The 17,093-nt window shown below is 69.1% G+C and carries 20 protein-coding genes; 4 read left to right on the top strand and 16 right to left on the bottom strand.

The annotated features are described in order from the left end of the window. Window positions 1-24 precede the first annotated feature (24 nt). Window positions 25-1,167 (top strand): hydrolase, encoded by a 1,143-nt coding sequence (locus AB0F15_RS18325; protein WP_360271399.1) that lies wholly within the window; start codon window positions 25-27, stop codon window positions 1,165-1,167. 66 nt (window positions 1,168-1,233) lie between these two features. Here AB0F15_RS18325 and AB0F15_RS18320 read toward each other — a convergent pair whose 3' ends face one another. Both AB0F15_RS18320 and AB0F15_RS18315 read right to left on the bottom strand, forming a co-directional pair. Next, window positions 1,234-2,100, bottom strand: coding sequence for a DMT family transporter (locus AB0F15_RS18320; protein ID WP_360271299.1), 867 nt, complete (start codon window positions 2,098-2,100; stop codon window positions 1,234-1,236). A gap of 458 nt (window positions 2,101-2,558) precedes the next feature. Then, window positions 2,559-3,152: a TetR/AcrR family transcriptional regulator gene (locus tag AB0F15_RS18315; RefSeq protein ID WP_360271298.1), complete on the bottom strand. Its 594-nt coding sequence runs from the start codon at window positions 3,150-3,152 to the stop codon at window positions 2,559-2,561. 78 nt (window positions 3,153-3,230) lie between these two features. Between AB0F15_RS18315 and AB0F15_RS18310 the strand changes: the two genes are divergently transcribed. Next, window positions 3,231-4,172 carry an alpha/beta hydrolase gene (locus tag AB0F15_RS18310; RefSeq protein ID WP_360271297.1) on the top strand — a complete coding sequence of 314 codons (942 nt, stop codon included), beginning with the start codon at window positions 3,231-3,233 and terminating at the stop codon, window positions 4,170-4,172. A 103-nt stretch (window positions 4,173-4,275) separates the two neighbouring features. On the opposite strand, the gene AB0F15_RS18305 is transcribed toward AB0F15_RS18310, so the two are convergent. Together AB0F15_RS18305 and AB0F15_RS18300 are read right to left on the bottom strand one after the other, a co-directional pair. Beyond that, on the bottom strand, window positions 4,276-5,208 hold the full coding sequence (locus tag AB0F15_RS18305; RefSeq protein WP_360271296.1) for a hypothetical protein: 933 nt from the start codon (window positions 5,206-5,208) through the stop codon (window positions 4,276-4,278). Window positions 5,209-5,398: 190 nt separating this feature from the next. Next, window positions 5,399-5,752 (bottom strand): hypothetical protein, encoded by a 354-nt coding sequence (locus AB0F15_RS18300; protein WP_360271294.1) that lies wholly within the window; start codon window positions 5,750-5,752, stop codon window positions 5,399-5,401. A 69-nt stretch (window positions 5,753-5,821) separates the two neighbouring features. On the opposite strand from AB0F15_RS18300, the gene AB0F15_RS18295 reads away from it, so the two are divergent. Both AB0F15_RS18295 and AB0F15_RS18290 read left to right on the top strand, forming a co-directional pair. Then, window positions 5,822-6,220 (top strand): hypothetical protein, encoded by a 399-nt coding sequence (locus tag AB0F15_RS18295; RefSeq protein ID WP_360271293.1) that lies wholly within the window; start codon window positions 5,822-5,824, stop codon window positions 6,218-6,220. A gap of 58 nt (window positions 6,221-6,278) precedes the next feature. After that, entirely contained in the window at window positions 6,279-7,640 is a 1,362-nt protein-coding gene (locus AB0F15_RS18290; RefSeq protein WP_360271291.1) for a M14 family zinc carboxypeptidase, read from the top strand. Between the two features lie 211 nt (window positions 7,641-7,851). Here AB0F15_RS18290 and AB0F15_RS18285 read toward each other — a convergent pair whose 3' ends face one another. The 12 genes from AB0F15_RS18285 to AB0F15_RS18230 form a co-directional block, all read right to left on the bottom strand. Further along, the gene (locus tag AB0F15_RS18285; protein WP_360271289.1) at window positions 7,852-8,469 is read right to left on the bottom strand and encodes a TfuA-like protein; all 618 of its coding nucleotides are present in this window, start codon (window positions 8,467-8,469) and stop codon (window positions 7,852-7,854) included. Then, window positions 8,469-9,674, bottom strand: coding sequence for a YcaO-like family protein (locus AB0F15_RS18280; protein WP_360271287.1), 1,206 nt, complete (start codon window positions 9,672-9,674; stop codon window positions 8,469-8,471). The genes AB0F15_RS18285 and AB0F15_RS18280 overlap by 1 nt, the downstream gene beginning before the upstream one ends. A gap of 86 nt (window positions 9,675-9,760) precedes the next feature. Further along, the gene (locus AB0F15_RS18275) at window positions 9,761-9,904 is read right to left on the bottom strand and encodes a hypothetical protein (protein WP_360271285.1); all 144 of its coding nucleotides are present in this window, start codon (window positions 9,902-9,904) and stop codon (window positions 9,761-9,763) included. 65 nt (window positions 9,905-9,969) lie between these two features. Next, the gene (locus tag AB0F15_RS18270; protein ID WP_360271283.1) at window positions 9,970-10,878 is read right to left on the bottom strand and encodes a phytanoyl-CoA dioxygenase family protein; all 909 of its coding nucleotides are present in this window, start codon (window positions 10,876-10,878) and stop codon (window positions 9,970-9,972) included. Window positions 10,879-10,922: 44 nt separating this feature from the next. Further along, complete coding sequence (locus AB0F15_RS18265; RefSeq protein WP_360271281.1) at window positions 10,923-11,357, bottom strand: hypothetical protein; 435 nt, start codon at window positions 11,355-11,357, stop codon at window positions 10,923-10,925. A 300-nt stretch (window positions 11,358-11,657) separates the two neighbouring features. Then, window positions 11,658-12,935, bottom strand: coding sequence for an MFS transporter (locus tag AB0F15_RS18260; RefSeq protein ID WP_360271279.1), 1,278 nt, complete (start codon window positions 12,933-12,935; stop codon window positions 11,658-11,660). A 15-nt stretch (window positions 12,936-12,950) separates the two neighbouring features. Then, window positions 12,951-14,501: an amino acid adenylation domain-containing protein gene (locus AB0F15_RS18255; RefSeq protein ID WP_360271278.1), complete on the bottom strand. Its 1,551-nt coding sequence runs from the start codon at window positions 14,499-14,501 to the stop codon at window positions 12,951-12,953. Then, on the bottom strand, window positions 14,501-14,746 hold the full coding sequence (locus AB0F15_RS18250; protein ID WP_360271276.1) for a phosphopantetheine-binding protein: 246 nt from the start codon (window positions 14,744-14,746) through the stop codon (window positions 14,501-14,503). The genes AB0F15_RS18255 and AB0F15_RS18250 overlap by 1 nt, the downstream gene beginning before the upstream one ends. Next, complete coding sequence (locus tag AB0F15_RS18245) at window positions 14,743-15,855, bottom strand: acyl-CoA dehydrogenase family protein (protein WP_360271274.1); 1,113 nt, start codon at window positions 15,853-15,855, stop codon at window positions 14,743-14,745. The genes AB0F15_RS18250 and AB0F15_RS18245 overlap by 4 nt, the downstream gene beginning before the upstream one ends. Beyond that, window positions 15,852-16,061: a hypothetical protein gene (locus AB0F15_RS18240; protein ID WP_360271272.1), complete on the bottom strand. Its 210-nt coding sequence runs from the start codon at window positions 16,059-16,061 to the stop codon at window positions 15,852-15,854. The genes AB0F15_RS18245 and AB0F15_RS18240 overlap by 4 nt, the downstream gene beginning before the upstream one ends. After that, a complete protein-coding gene (locus AB0F15_RS18235) occupies window positions 16,054-16,332 on the bottom strand; it encodes a hypothetical protein (protein WP_360271270.1) in 279 nt (92 codons plus the stop codon). Before AB0F15_RS18235 ends, AB0F15_RS18240 begins: the two co-directional genes overlap by 8 nt. Continuing rightward, window positions 16,314-17,090 (bottom strand): hypothetical protein, encoded by a 777-nt coding sequence (locus AB0F15_RS18230; RefSeq protein WP_360271269.1) that lies wholly within the window; start codon window positions 17,088-17,090, stop codon window positions 16,314-16,316. Before AB0F15_RS18230 ends, AB0F15_RS18235 begins: the two co-directional genes overlap by 19 nt. Between the last annotated feature and the right edge of the window lie 3 nt (window positions 17,091-17,093).

Genomic DNA, 17,093 nt, shown 5'->3' with positions numbered 1-17,093 from the left:
ACAGTGTTGACCGGCGCCGCGCTCATGGTGGCCGCTGGAACGCTCGGAACCCCGACCGCCTCAGCCGCCACGCGCCCCCTTCGCGTCACACTGCCGCCACCCACCGGCCCTCACCCGGTGGGGACCGTGTCGCTGCACCTGGAGGACCGGTCACGACCCGCCCCCTGGGTCTCCTCGATTCCCACGCGGGAACTGATGATCAGCATCTGGTATCCGGCAGCACAAAACCCGTGCCGAGCCGTGCCCTGGCTGACGCCTGGCGCCGCGGCGACGTTCCTGGCCGGTGTCGGGCTGAACAGCACCCAGGTGACACTGCCGGACACGCATGCCGCCGAAGGCGTGCCGGTCGCCCGCACCGGGCGTCTGCCGCTCGTGCTGTACTCGCCCGGCTTCAACGCCTCCCGGGTCTTCAACACCGCCGTGGTGGAAGACCTGGCGAGCAACGGATATCTGGTCGTCACCGTCGACCACACCTATGAGGCCCTGATGGTCGAGTTCCCCGGCGGCAGGGTCGTGACGGGCCAGGTCCCGGACGGCGGCCGGCCCGTGTTCGCCGAGGCGGTCGACATCCGCGTCGCCGACTTCCGGTTCGTGCTCGACCGGATCGCCGACCTGGACCGGGGCATCAACCCCGACGTCCACCAGCACCCGCTGCCCGCCGACCTGAAGGGCGCCTTCGACCTCGGCCGTGTCGGCATGTTCGGTCATTCCCTCGGCGGAGCCACCACAGCGTCCACAATGTACGCCGATCAGCGTGTCAAAGCCGGTGTCAGCCTGGACGGCTCAGCCATCGGAGCCGTCGCGGCGGCCGGACTGGACCGTCCCTACCTGGTCATGGACACCTCAGGCAAGGGCGGCATGAACAACGATCCGGCGTTGCGGGAGTTCTTCTCCCAGCTACGCGCGTGGCGCCTGGCCGTGACAATGCGCGACTCGGCTCACTATTCCTACGGCGACCTCGAGATTCTGTACCGGCGCCTGGCCGACCTGCTCGACATGCCCCAGCGGGAACTCGAGGAACAGGTCGGCACGATAACACCTCACCGCGCCATGGCCATCCAACGCGCATACCCCCTTGCGTTCTACGACCTGCATTTCCGCTACCGCGGACATCTGCTCGACGGCCCCGCCCCGGCCTACCCGGAAGTCCTGTTCCGCGCACGGTGAACGCCGCCAAAAGAACCCACGCAGGCACCATCGAAGTGATCTCGGGAGCTCGGCCAGACCGGTTCGTCATGACTGACTGGACCCCGCCAGTGAACCTACGCACTGCGGGTTCAAGTGGCGCCGGTCCGTGGGGCGTCGGGTGACCAGGGCGACGCCGATCGCGGCGAGGGCGAAGCCCACGATCGCGGCGGGGGTGAGGTGCTGGCCGAGGATGGGGACCCCGGCCAGGGCGGTCGCGGGGGGCACGAGGAACAGGTAGCTGGTTGCGCTGGCGCTGGGTTGTCGTTTGAGGATGTAGAAGAGCAGGACGAACGCGGTGATGGATCCGACGAGCGCGAGCCAGGCGACGGATCCGATCGCGGCGAAGGTGAGTGGCAGGGCGAACCCGCCGGAGACCGCGGTGAAGGGGATGCTCACGGTGGCGGCGAGCAGTTGGATGAACATGCCGGTCCGCAGGTCCATGTCGTCGCCGAAGTGTTTCTGGTAGAGGATGCGCCTGCTGAGCCGGCGAGCCCCGCCGACGGCGGCGAGGATGCCGGCGGCGGTACCGTAGCCGGCCAGATCGGAGCTGACCGCCGCGGTGACGCCCGCGAACCCCAGTGCCAGGCCGGCGATCTGCCAGGGTCGTAGTCGTTCACCGAAGAGGGGATGGCTGCGGCAGGGTTTGCCGATCTGCAGGCGAAGTTTCCGTCCGCGGGCTTCCACGAGAGGCTGATGAGCGGGCTGGAGATCCCGCCGTCGGCCTTCATCAGATCGATCTCGAACCAGGCTGCGCAGCGGATCGAGCAGCAGCGCATGCGGTTGACGACGGAGAAGGAACGCACCGCACAGCATCTCGAAGACGCCGACGCCGAGGCCACCCGGCTGCGGGACCGCCATCGTCGGCATCGCGCTGCCCGTGCTCGTCATGCGTATCGGGCCGACGGCGTTCACTGGGGAGATCCGCACACTGGGAGTGCTGTTCGTGACCGCGCTAGTGGAGCTGCTGGTGTACATGGGTTACCTCGCAGCACACCTCTCTCGCGGCCGCCGTCGACGGAGGCACCCGAACGAGGGAGCATTTATGCTCCATAAACGGCGTCGATCTGCGTCGATTGGCGCCGAACCAGAGCATGAGCGATTGCAAACATCCCAGCTGGATCGACTGACGGCGACCCACGGCTGGAACCTCCAGTTGACCGGAGGGTTCTTGGTTCGAGTCCAAGCGGGGGAGCAAAGCCCGGGTCAATGACCTGGGCTTTTTTGCTGTCCAGGAACAGGGCGATTTGGTGTCTCTCTTGACGATCGTCCACGACGGCTGCCGGTTGACCGCGGCGTTCGTCCGGGTCCTCCAAGCGCGGAAAGGGTGACCTGCTGCCGGTATGCCGGCGGCATCTTCAGTGCGGCGGCGATCAGCGGATGGGCGGCCAGATCGTCATGATCGAGCGCGCGGTCGATTCGAGCTCCGCTCGGTCGGCGCCGTCGCGGGAGCGCATGGACATGCCCAGCACCGTGGTCCAGAGCACCGCGGCCAGTGCATCCGGCTCCACGTCCCGCGGCAGTTCGCCGGCGTCGGCCGCCGCGCGCATCTCCCGGCGCAGCCGCTCCTGGACGGACGACCGCAGCTCGGCGAGCCGGGCGAGCAGGGCCGGCTCCCCGGTCGGCGCCGCCACGGTGTTCACCATGCAGCCCCTCGGCACTCCCGGCGTCGAGTAGAACCGCGCGATGCCCAGCAGCACCGCGGCGATCGCGTCCCGCCGGGCACCCGGCACCGCGAGCGTCTGGTCGAGGAACTGGACGAAGCGGTCGTAATAGAGGTCCAGCACCTCGAGGAACAGGGCGCGTTTGTCCCCGAACGCCGCGTACAGGCTCGGCGGGCCGATGCCCAGGCGCCGGGTCAGCTCGGCGATCGAGGTCGACTCGAACCCCTGCTCCCAGAACGCCTGCAGCGCGAGGTCGAGCGCGACGGTGCGATCGAACCCGCGTGGTCGTCCCAACGGTGCCATGCCCTCATTCTAGAACACCGGCTACAGATCTCTGCTAGCGTACTTCTGTAGTCACGATTACAGATAGGGAGCGGCTCAATGAAGCAGGCGTACATCGAGACCAACGGCGTCACGCTGAACGTGGTCGAGGAGGGCGACGGCCCGGCCGTGCTGTTCGTGCACGGCTTCCCCGACGGCTGGCGGGGGTGGCGCAGGCAGATGACGGCGGTGGCGGCCGCGGGTTACCGCGCGATCGCGCTGGACATGCGCGGCTACGGCGAGACCTCCAAGCCCGAAGATCCCGCGCTCTACACGGTCTTCTACGGCGTCGGAGACCTCGTCGGCGTCCTCGCGGAACTCGGGATCGAGCGCGCCACCCTCGTCGGCCACGACTTCGGGGCGACGGTCAGCTGGAACGCGGCGGTGATGCGGCCGGACCTCTTCGACGCGGTCTTCTGCCTCAGCGTCCCGCCGGTGCTGCCGGGTGGCCCCAGCATGCTCGAGCGGCTGAAGTCCGCCGGCAAGGAAAACGACTTCTACATGTTCCGGCAGATGCGGCCGGAAGCCGACCGGGAGTGGGCGGACGCCGCCACGACCCTGCCCGGCATGCTCTACTGGACGTCGGGGCTGCCCGATGCGGCCGAGGCGTGGGACCCGATGGACCCGGCCAAGAGCCTCAACCGGCCGTCACCGATCGGCATCCCGCCCTTCGCCGACCGGGAGGACGTCGAGGCGGCGATCGCCGGCTTCCGGCGCGACGGCTTCCACGGCCCGCTCAACACCTACCGCGCCATGCAGCCCTACTTCGACCAGGCCGGAGCGTTCGCTGGAGCGAAGATCCGGCAGCCCGCGTTCTTCGCGTTCGGCACTGAGGACGGCATGGTCCGGATGCGAGCGTTCAAGGAGGGGGACCTCACCAGCGTCGTGCCGAACCTCGACGGGTACCTGCCGATCGAGGGCGTGGGCCACTGGCCGCAGCTCGAGGCGTCGGAGATCGTGAACGAGGCGCTGCTCGGCTTCCTCGGGAGGCGGAAAGGCTGAGGCCGAGCGGAAAGGTCGCCGCCTCGGGTGACTGCCACGACGGTGGCAGTCACCCTTCGTCCACAATGGACCGGCAGTGGCGAATCTTTCCGGCTGCGAGCTTTCAGAGTGTGGAGCTGTCGTAGACGTCCCGGGTGAGCTGGGTGATCCGGCCGGCGGAGTCCTGCCAGGACAGCGTGGTCGGCTCCAGGGTCAGCACCACCACGATCTTGCCGCAGTCCGCGCCCACCGTGCCGCTCGTGTGCATGGCGCGGCTGGTCAGGTCGATGTCCTGGGCGCTGAACGTGCCTTTGCCGCCGGACGTGCCTTCGCCGCTGGAGGCGACCGCGGTGGCGGCCTCGACCTCCGGCGAGTTCAGCACGCGCCGCACGTCGGGGTCGGCCGCCGTGCATTCCTCACCGGGCGCCGGCCCGGCGCCGAAACCGGACCAGCCCTGCTTGACGGCCTTCGGGCCGGGGATCGCGCTCGGGAGGCCGAACGACTGGTCGAAGCCGTCCGAACCGCACTTGGTCGACTGCGCAAGGTTGCTCATGATGAAGTCGCGGTACTTCGGGTCCGCGTCGTGCAGGATGTACTGGTAGGTCTTGGCGATGTCCGCGGCGCTGATCGCGGTGTAGCCCCACTTGCCGCGGCTGGCGGGCGGCGCGGTGTCGGTGAGCCCGAGCTTGGTGACCATTCGCTTGACGATCTCCTCCCAGCCGTCACGGACCCACAGCGTGCTGGCGGCGTCGTCGTTGCTGGAGCGCAGCATCGGCTCGAGCAGCGCGAGGTCGTCGGCCGGGATCTCGTAGTCGGGGCCGTGCGATTCGAGGTAGTCGAGGGCGATGAACAGCTTGACCAGCGAGGCCGAGCGGTACTGCTTGTGCTCGTCGCTGCCGAAGGCCTGGCCGGTCTCCTGATCGACGACGAGGTAGCTGGCGGTCATCCCCTCGGGAAGATCCACTGAAGACGTCGCCGCCGAAGCCGGCCCGGCCGCCAACGCCACCCCTGCCACGACACTGGTCGCGATCGTTGCCAGCCGGCGGATTTTCGTCACGTCAACCATCCACATCTTCTAGATCGACATCGTTGGGGGGCACCCTATCGGGTGAACCGTCCCCGTGTCGGGGTATCCCCGAATCTCGGAACCGGCCGCGCGCAGCTCCGACGGCCGAGGCGCGGGTGCCTGGGGCTGCGGGTGGCCTCGGCCAGCAAAGAGCCGGGCGTGCACGACCCGACAGGGGCATTCAGACCAAGCCTTCGTTGATCGCGGTAATAACCGCGGTCGTTCGATTGGGCGCGTCCAGTTTCATCGAAACGGCCGCCGCCGACGTCCTTTCGGTGCAGACCGCCGTCCGCCAGCGGCCGTTCTCGACGGACTCGCTGCTCGCGCCGTGCCGCAGCCGTTCGACGGCTCGGGAATCGGCCTTCTGGTTTTCTGTCAAAACAGGTTCGATGTTGTCACCGCCGAACCACGCCGCGTCGGCGTAGAAGAGTGGTGAACTGTGGACCTGTTGGGCCAACCAGCACGGCCACTTCACGTTCCGTGGCAAAGTACTGGCGATGCTGCGGGTCGTCCATTTCTTCGGGTTCGCGGCCACGGCGGCTAGGTAGGACGAGAGGGCATAAGACATGCTGCACCGACAGATGTGGACCCCAGCGCACGATGGTTGGACGGCGACAAGGCGTTGGCTGTCGCCGTCGACGTCCCCGGCGCACCGCGCCTGAGCGCTCCGATCTCGTTGTTTTACAGCCTTCCGGAGGTTCGGCGCGGAAGCAGCTGCTATACGTGGCCCCGGGACGGCGACGACCTGCCCGGCGAACTGCTGACCGACCTGGACGAACCGGTGCCCGGTTTCCCGGCCGGTCCGGCGGAGCTGGCCGATGTGCTGCTGGATCCGGACCTGGGGCCCCTGCGGGAGGGGCTGCGATGGGGGCCGGTTTACGGCGAGCCGTCGGTGCGTGCCGCGCGGGCGCTCATCATCGGCCGCATGATCGCCGACCACGCACTCATCGACAGAGGAGCAGGTGGTAGCGCGGCCCCGTCGATTCCCTACTCCAGTCGGTAACCGGGTGACTCCGCTTCGTCTACTCTTCGGGCCTAGCCGGCCACTTCAAGGAGGCACCATGCGGAACTCCCGCGCCGTTACCACGGCCGCCGCCGCGCTGCTGCTCGCGGCGGTGGGCCTGGCCACCGGCACCAGCGCCCAGGCGAACACCTCGCCCTCCGGTCACGGTCCGGTCGAGTACCGCGTCCACGACGCGCTGGCCAGAGCTCGGACGCTGGACGCCGTCGGCCTCGACGTCGTCAAGCGCCAGGGCGACGACCTGTTCGTCGTCGGCGACGAGACCACCGGTGCCGAACTGTCCCAGCTCGGCTTCGTCACCGAGGTGAGCAAGCGGTACCCCGCGGCCACCTGGGCCTCCCCGCGGCTGGCACCCGGCGCGGCACCGCAGGACGAGACCTACGACGGCGGCTACCACACGGTCAACGCGCACTACGCGAACATGACCGCCGCTGCGGCCGCGCACCCCGATCTCACCACGGTGGTCAACTACGGTCAGTCGTGGCTGAAGCTGCAGGGGCGTGGCGGCTACGACCTGAAAGCCATCTGCGTCACGAAGAAGGTCAGCGGCGACTGCGCGCTGAACCCGAACTCGGCGAAGCCGCGGTTCCTCCTGCAGGCGCAGATCCACGCGCGGGAGATCGCCACGGGTGAGCTCGCCTACAAGTACATCAACTACCTCGTCAGCGGCTACGGCACCGACAGCACGGTGACGAACCTGCTGAACACCACCGAAATCTGGGTCGTCCCGATCGTCAACCCGGACGGCGTCAACATCGTCCAGCAGGGCGGCAACAACCCGGTGCTGCACCGGAAGAACGCCGACTTCACCAGTGCGGACCTTTCGCGCTGCGGCGATTCGGCGGGCAGCCAGCCGGGCGTCGACAACAACCGGAACTTCGGCTACCACTGGCAGAGCAACACCAGCAAGTGTGACCAGACGACGTCGACGTCCAACGGTTCTTCCGATTCGGAGCCGGAGAACAAGGCGCTGGAACAACTCTGGACCCAGCTCTTCGGTGACCACCGCGCGGACGGTGCGTCCGACAAGCCCGACGCGACCGCTCGCGGCACGGCGCTGATGCTGCACAGCTACGCCGGCATCATCATCCTGCCGTGGGAGTACTCGAACACCGTCCACACTCCCAGCGACACCCAGTTCCGCGCGATGGGCAAGGCGATGTCGGCGTTCTCCGGCTATCCGTACGGCCAGGCCGGCGACCTCCTCTACAACGCTGCCGGCGGCTCGGACGACTACGCCTACGGCAAACTCGGCATCGCGTCGTTCACCATCGAACTCGAAGGCCCCGGCGCGTGCGACGGCTTCACGCCGAGCTACTCGTGCGTGAACGGCACCTTCTGGCCGTACATGGTCAAGACGTTCAACTACCTCGCGAGCAAGGCTCCCTCGCCGTACAAGTAAGGGGGCGTGTCTGGGCTGCAATCTGTTTGTCGCCGGTCATGCCCACGAACGAGGGAGTATTTATGCTCCATAAACGGCAGCGGCCGGTAGGCGCAGTGTGCAGACCGTCGCACGAGCACGCGGGACGAGGCAACGGCTCGTCACATCGGCATGACTGGACCCTGTTCGATCGCATCGATCATCGCCTCGTTGTCGAGAGTGAGGCGGGCGGTCACCGTACCGAGGCGGCGCGTTCCCAAGGCCGTTCCGCGAAGAACCGCAGGAGGTCGGACCTCTTGAGGCGGAACGCGTCGAACCCGGCCATCGACTGATCGGCCTGCCCGGATTCGCGGAGCAGTTCGCGGAGCCCTCCCAGAGTCCGTTCGGCGTACCACCGGTGCTTCAGGCTCTCGAGGATCCGGTCGTGTTCCGGTAGTTCCAGGGATCGCAGGAACTCCCGGATGTGGATCAGCGGTTCGGACAGCGGACGGAACGGTGCTTCTGCCTCGTGGACCAATGCGACTTCGTCGTCGTCGAAGTCGTCACAACTCGCGTAGCGTTCGTAGACGGCCCCGAAGCCGCGCATGCCCAGGTGCTGCATTTCCGCCGCGCGAATGGCGCCCATCGAACACAATCCCCAGACCGTCCAGCCTGCGTCCAGCGCCTCGCGGATCTCCGCGTGCCCGACCGACGGGTAGGCGTGGAAGATGCCGTCGGCGATGGCGACCTTGCCGGGCCCGGTCGTGCGGACCAGATCGCGCAGGTCGCCCCGCCGGATCGGGGGCCGGACGTCGATGCCGGCCGGCAGTTGCAGGCCGTAGGCGGTGGGTCCTACGTAGAGCGTCAGCATCAGCGGTCTCCCCGGGATTCGGCGAACCGGGCAAGCCGCGGGCCGACCCGGTGCAGAACCGGCCGGAACACTTCCAGGCCGGGCACGATCACCCGGACGACGGCCAGGGGGTCGTCCGGCAGGCTCAGCACCACCCGCAGCGCCTGGGACAGCCCTCGGCCCCGCAAAGCCGCGGTGATCTCGGCGATCACTTCCGCCGGGCCGGCCGCGGTGACCGGTGGGCTCACGATGTCGGAGTACCGGATCGTTCCCGTGGGATCGAGCACCCGGGTGCGGGCCTCGGCGACCGTCGCGCGCTCGACGCCGGGCTCCTGCCGTGCGAAATATCTGTGCCGGTTGACCAGGTCGTCGCGGCCGCCGTGGATGAACGACAGCCGGGACTGCGCCGCCTCGGCCAGCGCCCGGACGGCGGCGATCTCGGTGATCAGGTGCAGCCCGGCGCCGTGGGCGATCGTGATCGGCGCGTCGTCGGACGGCTCCAGCACGAAACCGTCGAAGTAGGGGAAACCGAATTCGGCGGGGGTGTACCGCAGGACCGCCTCCAACCCCGATGCCGCGAAGCGGTCCACCAGCTGCTGCAGGTCGGGACCGCACGAGCCGAGGTCGACCAGCCGGGAGTCGTCACGCACGTAGTTGAACGACCGCACGTCGCGTTCGAGCAGCTCGAACAGCCCGTGCACGGTCGCTTCGGCCACCGAGTTGCCCGAACAGAGCCCGTTGGAACCGGTCCCGAAGACGGCTTGCCCGCCGTCCGGCGGCATCGGGTTGAACACCAGCTCCGCCGGGATCAGCACCGGTTCACCGGTGTCGATGTCGTGTGCGCGGACGCAAGCGATCGGCTCATCGGGGGCGACGGACCGGCCGAGCACCGGGCACAGCTGGACGAATTCGAACCGGGCCGTGGCCTGGGCCTGGATCTCACGCGGGGTCGAGACCACGACTTCGACGTCGTTGTTCTCCGGTTCGGCTCTGGCGAACTCGATCGCCTCCATGTAGGCACCGACGCGGGCTTCTTCCCGGTGCACCCCTTTGCCCGCGTTGACGCACAGCGTCCGGGAATCCGGGCGGATGCCAGCGAAGACGGGCACGCCGATGCAGTCCAGCCAGGTGGTGTCGGTGACCCGGACGATGCCGAGGTGCTCGGCCATCGCCTGTGCTTTCACCAGTGTCTCCGCCAGCGGCGCGATCCGAAGACTGGACGTCATGCGATACATCGGTCCCCCTGGAAATGTTGTCCGGGAACCTGTTTCCGGCGTTCTGGGACGCCGGAAACAGGTCGCTCACCGCCGGGTCACCACCCGATCACGAACTCGGTAGGATCGACCGTATCCGCCTCGTGAAAGGCGTAGAAGCCCGCTCTGGCCGCGTGTTCGTCAGCCAGGACGCGGGTGACGCACTCGGCCACGCCGGAGTCCAGGGCGAAGCCGTTGGACACAGCACTCCTGTCGTTCATGGATTTCCCTCCCTTCGGTTCGTCCGCACTCGGACGGCGAACGCCTGCTACCGCCTGACCGTGCCTTCGCGCAGCCGGTCGATCATCCGGTGCGTGGCGTCCAGCGGGGTCTCGGCCTCGCCGTCCACGGCTGGGGTGATCGCGTTGTTGCGAACGGCGATCTGCTCGTTCCACTCCTCCTGACCGGCGAAGGGGATCGTCTCGCCGGGGACGTAGGCGGGGTACCGGCGGTAGGTGTTCGTCCCGTCGACGGGCTTGCCGCGGACGAGGATCGGGTCGAGGTACAGGCCGTCGCTGAGGATCCGCGTGCTCGCCGGGATGTACCCGATGTCCAGGCCGCAGCGGCGGCGCGGTGAGGTGTTCGGCTCCGAGCAGTGCAGGATGTTCGGGTGGTGGATCTCGACGTCGCCCGGGTTGAGCTCGATGTCGACGATTCCCGCCCGCTCGGACCATTCGCGGACGACGTCCTCCTCGGAGGACGAGAACAGCATGTTCGGCGAGTCCGTCTTCCGCGTCGGCTGGTGCAGGGGCAGGCGATGGCTGCCGGGGATCACGCGCAGGCAGCCGTTCTCCCTCGTGCACTCGTCGACGGCGACCCACACCGTCAGCGCGCGCATCGGGTCGAGCTTCCAGTAGGCACCGTCCTGGTGCCACAGCACCGGCTGCCCGTCGAACGGCGGCTTGCAGATGTAGTGGGCGGTGAAGCAGGCGATGTCCGGGCCGAGGAAGAACTCGGCGATGTCCACCAGCCGGGGATCGGAGACCAGCCGGACCCAGAACGCGTCGTTGCGGATCAGCGGGTGGTGGAAGTGCTCCGGGCGCAGGTCCGGGTAGCGCTCGGTGAGCCACGCGACGTGGGCTTTCGTCTCGTCGAGCAGGTCCGGCGGCACCGCGTTCCGGATGATGCTGAAACCCTGCTCCTCGTATTCCGCTGCCGCTTTCTCCAAAGTGTTCAATCGGTGCCTCCTTGACGTGCGAACTTGGGTTCCTCCCCAGCGCCTCATGCGAGGATGAAGTGCGCCAAGTACTGGTGTCCGGATCGGACGACGTCGGTCAGCCGCCACGGGGTCGGCCCGGCGAGGTCCTCCAGCTCGGGGACCGACAGCGTCAGGTAGTCGAACCACGAGGTCGCCACGACACCGTGGCGCAGGCGGAAACGTTGCTGGCCGGGCAGCCGTCCGCGTTCCCGGTTCCGGTCGAGGTAGGCCCGGTGCCACGGGCTGCGCAGCGAGTACGGGTCGTTGGCGACGCCGAGCAGCCGGCCGCCGGGCGCCGTCACCGCGGCCAGCCGGGTGAGCAGGTCCGGCCCTTTCTCCCGGCTCTCCAGCAGACCGATGTTCTGGCCGCCCAGCAGGATGGTGTCGAAACAGCCCAGCGTGGAGTCGACGTCCTGGACGCCCAGCTCGCGCACCGCCACCCCGCGCTCGCGCGCCACCGCCGCCGCACCGGGCGACGAGCACGTCGTGCCCGCGCTCTTGCAGGTGCAGTGCGTGGCGGCCCGGGCCGCACCCGACGTCGAGCACCCGCCCGGTCGCGCGTTCGGCGGCGACCCGGTCCGGGAGACCCCAGCTGCCGGACGGCGCGAAGTACACCGACAGGTCGTTCACGACGAGCAGTCCGTCGTCGCGTTCGAGGGTTTCGTGCCCCACACCGGGCACGACCGGCCGGTCCCGCCACGCCCGGGTGACCGCGTTGCCGAAAGCGTCCCCGATCGTCAGCTCGGTCAGCAGCGATGTCATCGTTCGACCTCCCATTCGGCGGGCAGGGTCCGGTGCCCGGCCAGCGGCGACGTGAGCAGCACGACCAGCGGGCCGGTCATCACCAGCACGCCGAGCCACAGCGCGGCGGGCAGGGTCCACGCGCTCGCGACGAGACCGCCGAGCAGCGCACCCAGCGGGGTCGCCCCTTGCGTGACCACGCTGTTGGCCGCCGAGACGCGGCCCAGGAACTCGTTCGGCGTCACCCGGGCGCGGATGCCGGCCGCGGCCACGGATCGGCCGACGATGACGAAGCCGATCAGGACCTCCGCCAGCGCGGCCAGCGGGATCGCCGCGGACCGCAGGATCCCGGCCAGGGGTGCGGCCAGCACGGCGACCGGCGCCAACGCCGAAAACACCAGCGTCATCCGGACCTCGCCGAACCTGCGGCGCAGTTTCGGTGCCACCAGTGATGCCACCACCCCGGCGATCGCGCCCGCCGTCGAGAGCAGACCGAAGCCCCACGGCGGGATGCCGATGTCGCGCAGGAGGTACAGCGGGAACTGGGACAGCATGATCCCGGCCCCGAGGTTGATCAGCGCTGCCTGCGTGAGGAACACCCGCAGCAGCGGGTGGCCGAACAGCATCCGGATCCCGGCGGCGATCTCCCGGCGGAAGCTGCGCTGTGCGGGCGGTGCCGGGTTCCGGTCCTGGGGATGGATCCGGCGTACCAGCAGCACGGAGCACAAGTGGCCCAGCGCGGCGAACGTGTAGAGCAGCGGCGCCGCAACAGCTTGGGTCAAGGCGCCCGCCACGCCGGGCGACACCGCCTGGATCGTGTTCTCGGACGTCTGCAGCCGGGCGTTCGCGTCCGCGATGGCGCGTTTCGGCAGCAGGTAAGGCAGCACGCTGGTGTGCGCGACGTCGAAGAACACGCTCGCGACGCTCACCACGAAGGCGACCACGACGAGTTGCGCCACCGACAGCACACCCAGCAGGTAGGCCGCCGGGACACTGCCGAACGCCACGATGTAGGCCAGGTCGGCCGAGATCAGCACCCGGCGCTTGGGCCACCGGTCCACCCACACCCCGGCAGGCAGCCCGAGCAGCAGGTAGCCCGAGCGGGCAGCGACGAACACCAAGCTCATGGCCAGCGGCCCGGCGCCCAGCAGCAGGACCGTCGTGATCGGCAGGGCGAACCCGGCGACCTGGGCCGCCGAGTACCGGAAGCTGTTCGCGGCCCAGAGCCACCGGAACGCCGGGACCCGCACGACCTCGACGTATTCCGGGATCTCGTCCTCGGTGGCTGATTGCACTTCTTCCATCCTTCTTCAGCGGACCGGGATGAACCCGGCAACATCGTCCAGCGACGGCTGGGCGGCGAGGCCGGCCAGGCGGTTCCGGTCGGCTTTGCCGTTGGCGTTGCGGGGCAGCTCCCCTGCGACCGCAATGAAGCGCTCGGGGATCATGTAGTGCGGGACGCGGTCGGCCAGCAGCTGCGGCAACGCCCGCGCGACGTGCTCGGGCGCGTCGACGAACGCGGTGATCACGGTGCTGACCACGGGCTGGGGTGTCGCCACCACCACGCATTCGCGGACTCCGTCGATGGCACGCAGGTGCCGCTCGATTTCGCCGAGCTCGACCCGGAAGCCCCGTGACTTGATCTGCCCGTCGCGCCGGCCGATGAACTCCAGCTCACCGGTCTCGTCGGTCCGGACGTGGTCGCCGGTGGCGTACCACTCGAGGCCGTCTGCGGTACGGACGAAAGCCCGTGCGGTGTCGTCGGGGTCGAGGTAGCCGGCCATCATCGTGGCGCCCCGGACGAGCAGTTCCCCGGGCTTGCCCGGTGCTACGGGACTGTGCCCGGGATCGACGACGAGCACGTGGGTCCCGGGCAGCGGACGGCCGATCGGAACCCCGCCCTCCGGCGGTATTTCCCGCGTTCGCAGTTCGTGGAACGTCGCGACGTTGCTCTCGGTCGGCCCGTACACGTTCAGAAACCGGGCGCGGGGCCACGCGTCGAGCAGGACGTTCATGTCGGCGGGCTGCATCACCTCGCCGCCGAAGACGACCGCTCGGAGCGCGTCGAGCCCGGGCATCAGTTCGCGCCCGCGGCGGGTCAGCCACGCCATCGTCGAGGTCACTGCGTAGAGCACCGTGGCGCCGGCCTCGCGGCAGAACTGCAGGTAGGTCGCGGGAAAAGTGGCCGCGGTCGCCGGGACGAGCGCGACGGCGGCGCCGACCCGTGCGGCGCCGAACAGGTGCAGGGTCGAGGGATCGAAGTGCAGCGGGGCCGAGTTGACGATGACGTCGTCCGCGGTCAGCTCCAGCTCGGCGACGGACCAGTCGACGAACGCCTGCGCGCTGCGGTGGGTGTGCACGACCCCCTTGGGGCGTCCCGTGCTGCCGGAGGTGTGCAGGACGTAGGCCAGGTCCGGCAGCGCCGGCCGCGGCGGGGTGCCGGGGATGGCGAACCACAGTGCGTCCGCCGGTCCGGGGACGCCGGACAGCGGCTGCCAGGCGAGGTCCGTGCCGGCTTCGGCCCACTGGTCGCGTGCCGCGGCGTCGACCACCAGTGCTCGTGGACGGCAAGTGTCAGCGATCAGGCGTGCCCTGGCGATCGGGCCGTCCGGGTCCACCGGCACGTACCCGGCCTTCGCCAGCAGGATGCCGTGCACCACCGCCACCGCGGCAGCGTTCTTCGCGCCGTGCCAGACCACGCAGTCGCCTTCGGCGACCCCGCGGGCGGTCAGCGCCTGCGCGATCGCTTCGGCGGTTGCGGCCAGCTCCGCGTAGCTCAGGCGCGTTGTGCCGTCGAACACGGCGGGCCGGTCGCCGTGGCGGGCCGCGGTCGTCCGGAGGTCGTCTTCCAGCCTGTTCATCAATGCCCTTTGGTGGCCAGGAAGGCGCGGATCGCGGTGATGGTCTCGAAGTTGCGCGGCAGTACCTCGACGTCGCGGATGCGGACGCCGAGGTCCTGCTCCAGGCGCGTGACGACCTTCAGCAGCGACAGCGAGTCGATGATGCGCTCGACGATCAGCGGCAGGTCGTCGGTGAGCTCGGCGCCCGGCGCGACGTCCTGCACCGCGCTTCGCACGATGTCCAGTACGGAGTCTTGCGTTGTCACAGTCCCAGTCCTTCGGCGATGATCTTGATCTGCATGTCGGAAGTTCCCGAGTAGTAACGGCTGGCGATCGCGTCGGCGGCCAGCTGCGCCACGCCGGTCTCGGGCAGCAGCGCGTAGCCACCGTACACATCGGACAGTTCGGCGCAGAAACTGCCGAACTCGCGGCTCACCAGCAGCTTGGTCAACGACGACCGGGGGTGGTCCAGCGTGCCCGCGTCCGCCTGCCTCGCCGTGCCGTACAGGGTTTCCCGCGCGGTGGTCAGGCTCAGGTGCATGCGCACGATCCGGGCGCGGATGGTGTCGTACGAGGAGAGCGGTCCGCCACCCTGCTCCCGGGTCTTGACGTGCTCGACGGCCCGGCGCAGGGCACGGGCCATCAGGCCCAGCACCGGAGCCAGGATGAACGCCCGTTCGATGCGCATGGCGCGCATCAGCACCGCGAACCCGCCGCCGGCACCGCCGAGGCACGCTTCCGCCGGCACGGTGACGTTGTCCAGGTGCAGAGTGCTCAGCTTGGCGTCGGGCAGGGCGGACTTCTCGATGTCCGGGCCGACGGTCAGGCCCGCTGCCGACTTCGGGATCAGGAACGCGCTGAGCGCGCTCAGCGGGCTTCCCTCGCCGGTTCGCGCCAGCACGAGGAAAAGATCAGCGATCGGGCCGTTGGTGACGAACATCTTGGTGCCGTTCAGGGACCACGAGCCGGAGTCCGGCTGCGTCGCCGTGGTCCGCAAAGACAGCAGGTCCGATCCGGCGTCGTACTCGGTGGCCGCAAAGGCACCGACCAGTTCTCCCGACATCGCGGCGCCGAGGTACGCCGTGCGCTGCGCCGCCGTCCCGAACGCCGCCAGCGGATCCTGGCAGGCCCACAGGTGGGCGGACATCGCGAACGGCAGGCCGGACTCCCCGGTCTCCTCGGCGATCGCTTCGATCGCCCGGCAGGTCGCCTCGTAGCCGGCACCGGCGCCGCCGGACCCGGTTTCCACCGGCAGGGAAAAGAGGCCCTGCGCTCCCGCGCTGCGCCAGGCGCCGGGGCGGTCCGCGGCGTGCGCGGCCCAGGTGCGCAACCCCGCCAGCCACGTGGTGTATTCCCGGTCCTCGGTCACGGTCATCGGCGTACGTCCTCGGAGACGGCCCACTTGACCGCGTGGTGGGATTCGACGAGCCCGGTCCGTGTCATCGCGGAGGGCTGGTATCCGGGTGGGGCGAGGGCGATCAGCTCGACCCGGCGTCCCGGGATCTTCGGGTCGTGCAAGAGGGGATGGAACAGCCGCAGCTCGGCGGTGGCCGGGCGGACCACGCGCGGTCCGCTAGCCACCGGCCACCGCCGACATGATCAGGACGCTGCTGCGCGGCGGCACCGTCAGTCCGTCGGCAGGCAGGTCGCGGATGTTGTCCTCGCCCAGGTAGATGCTGACGAACGGCAGGACCTTCCCGGAGCCGTCGACAAGCCGCTTCTCCAGCTGTGGGTGACGGGTGTGGATCTCGGCCAGCACCTCGTCCAGAGTTCCACTGTGGACGGTGAAGTTTCGTTCGTTCGCCGCGAAGCGCGCCAGCGGCGCCGAAAGGGTTACCTGGACGTCGGACATGCGCTGTTCCTTTCGGTCGCGGCGATGGCACGGTGAGCTTCCCAGTGGTGTTTCGCTTTCGCCAGCTGGGTTTCGTAGTCGGCGTCGGAGATGAAGCCGTGGCCGCGGCCGTCACGCAGGACCACTGCCCGGACGTTCGGCTGCCCGTCGAGGGCTGCCACAATCGGCTTCAGGTGCTTCAGCCCGAAGTAGGAGTCCTTCTCCGACAGCATCGCGTGCAGGTACTTGTCGCCGGACCAGTGCTCGAGCACGCTGGTCGTGACCTCGGGCGGGCCCCAGCCGGGCAGCCCGAGGTACGGGACGGCTTCGCGGTGCCACTGCGGCAGGATCACCGGGTCGTTGTGTGGCGAGACGACGAACGCGAGCGCGGGACCCTCGGAACGCACGCAGTACCGGAGTGCGGCGTACCCGCCCGAGGAGAGCCCGTGCCACACGGTGCCGCGCAACCCGAATCGAGCCAGCAGATTCTGCTGCAGCTCGAAGATCCGGGGCCGGAACTCGTCCTCGCCCAGCAGGAACCAGCCACAGCCCGAGTCGGGGGTGACGAAGTGGATCGGGTCGGACAGGAACAGGCACACCGAGTCCTGCCAGCCGCGCCACTGCTTGCGCGCGAACACCGGTGGCACGTGCCGCTCGATCGCGCTGAAGCCGTGGAACAGGACGTGCAGATACGGGTCCGCCGGCTCCTCGGGCTCGTTGACCAGGTACTCGAGCCGGTAGCCCGCCCGGTGGGTGAACCGGTCACGTCGGGTGCTCACATC

Origin of the sequence: Amycolatopsis sp. NPDC026612 (genome assembly GCF_040638285.1) — a bacterium.
Taxonomy (GTDB): Bacteria; Actinomycetota; Actinomycetes; order Mycobacteriales; family Pseudonocardiaceae; genus Amycolatopsis.
This window is presented reverse-complemented; position numbering and strand designations above follow the sequence as displayed.

What these genes read in the sequence shown, in the direction of transcription:
- AB0F15_RS18310 (WP_360271297.1), top strand. Translation starts at nt 3,231, where the DNA reads ATGAAGCAGGCGTACATCGAGACCAACGGCGTCACGCTGAACGTGGTC.
- AB0F15_RS18315 (WP_360271298.1), bottom strand. Translation starts at nt 3,152, where the DNA reads ATGGCACCGTTGGGACGACCACGCGGGTTCGATCGCACCGTCGCGCTC.
- AB0F15_RS18235 (WP_360271270.1), bottom strand. Translation starts at nt 16,332, where the DNA reads ATGTCCGACGTCCAGGTAACCCTTTCGGCGCCGCTGGCGCGCTTCGCG.
- AB0F15_RS18290 (WP_360271291.1), top strand. Translation starts at nt 6,279, where the DNA reads ATGCGGAACTCCCGCGCCGTTACCACGGCCGCCGCCGCGCTGCTGCTC.
- AB0F15_RS18255 (WP_360271278.1), bottom strand. Translation starts at nt 14,501, where the DNA reads ATGAACAGGCTGGAAGACGACCTCCGGACGACCGCGGCCCGCCACGGC.
- AB0F15_RS18325 (WP_360271399.1), top strand. Translation starts at nt 25, where the DNA reads ATGGTGGCCGCTGGAACGCTCGGAACCCCGACCGCCTCAGCCGCCACG.
- AB0F15_RS18285 (WP_360271289.1), bottom strand. Translation starts at nt 8,469, where the DNA reads ATGCTGACGCTCTACGTAGGACCCACCGCCTACGGCCTGCAACTGCCG.
- AB0F15_RS18245 (WP_360271274.1), bottom strand. Translation starts at nt 15,855, where the DNA reads ATGACCGTGACCGAGGACCGGGAATACACCACGTGGCTGGCGGGGTTG.
- AB0F15_RS18280 (WP_360271287.1), bottom strand. Translation starts at nt 9,674, where the DNA reads ATGACGTCCAGTCTTCGGATCGCGCCGCTGGCGGAGACACTGGTGAAA.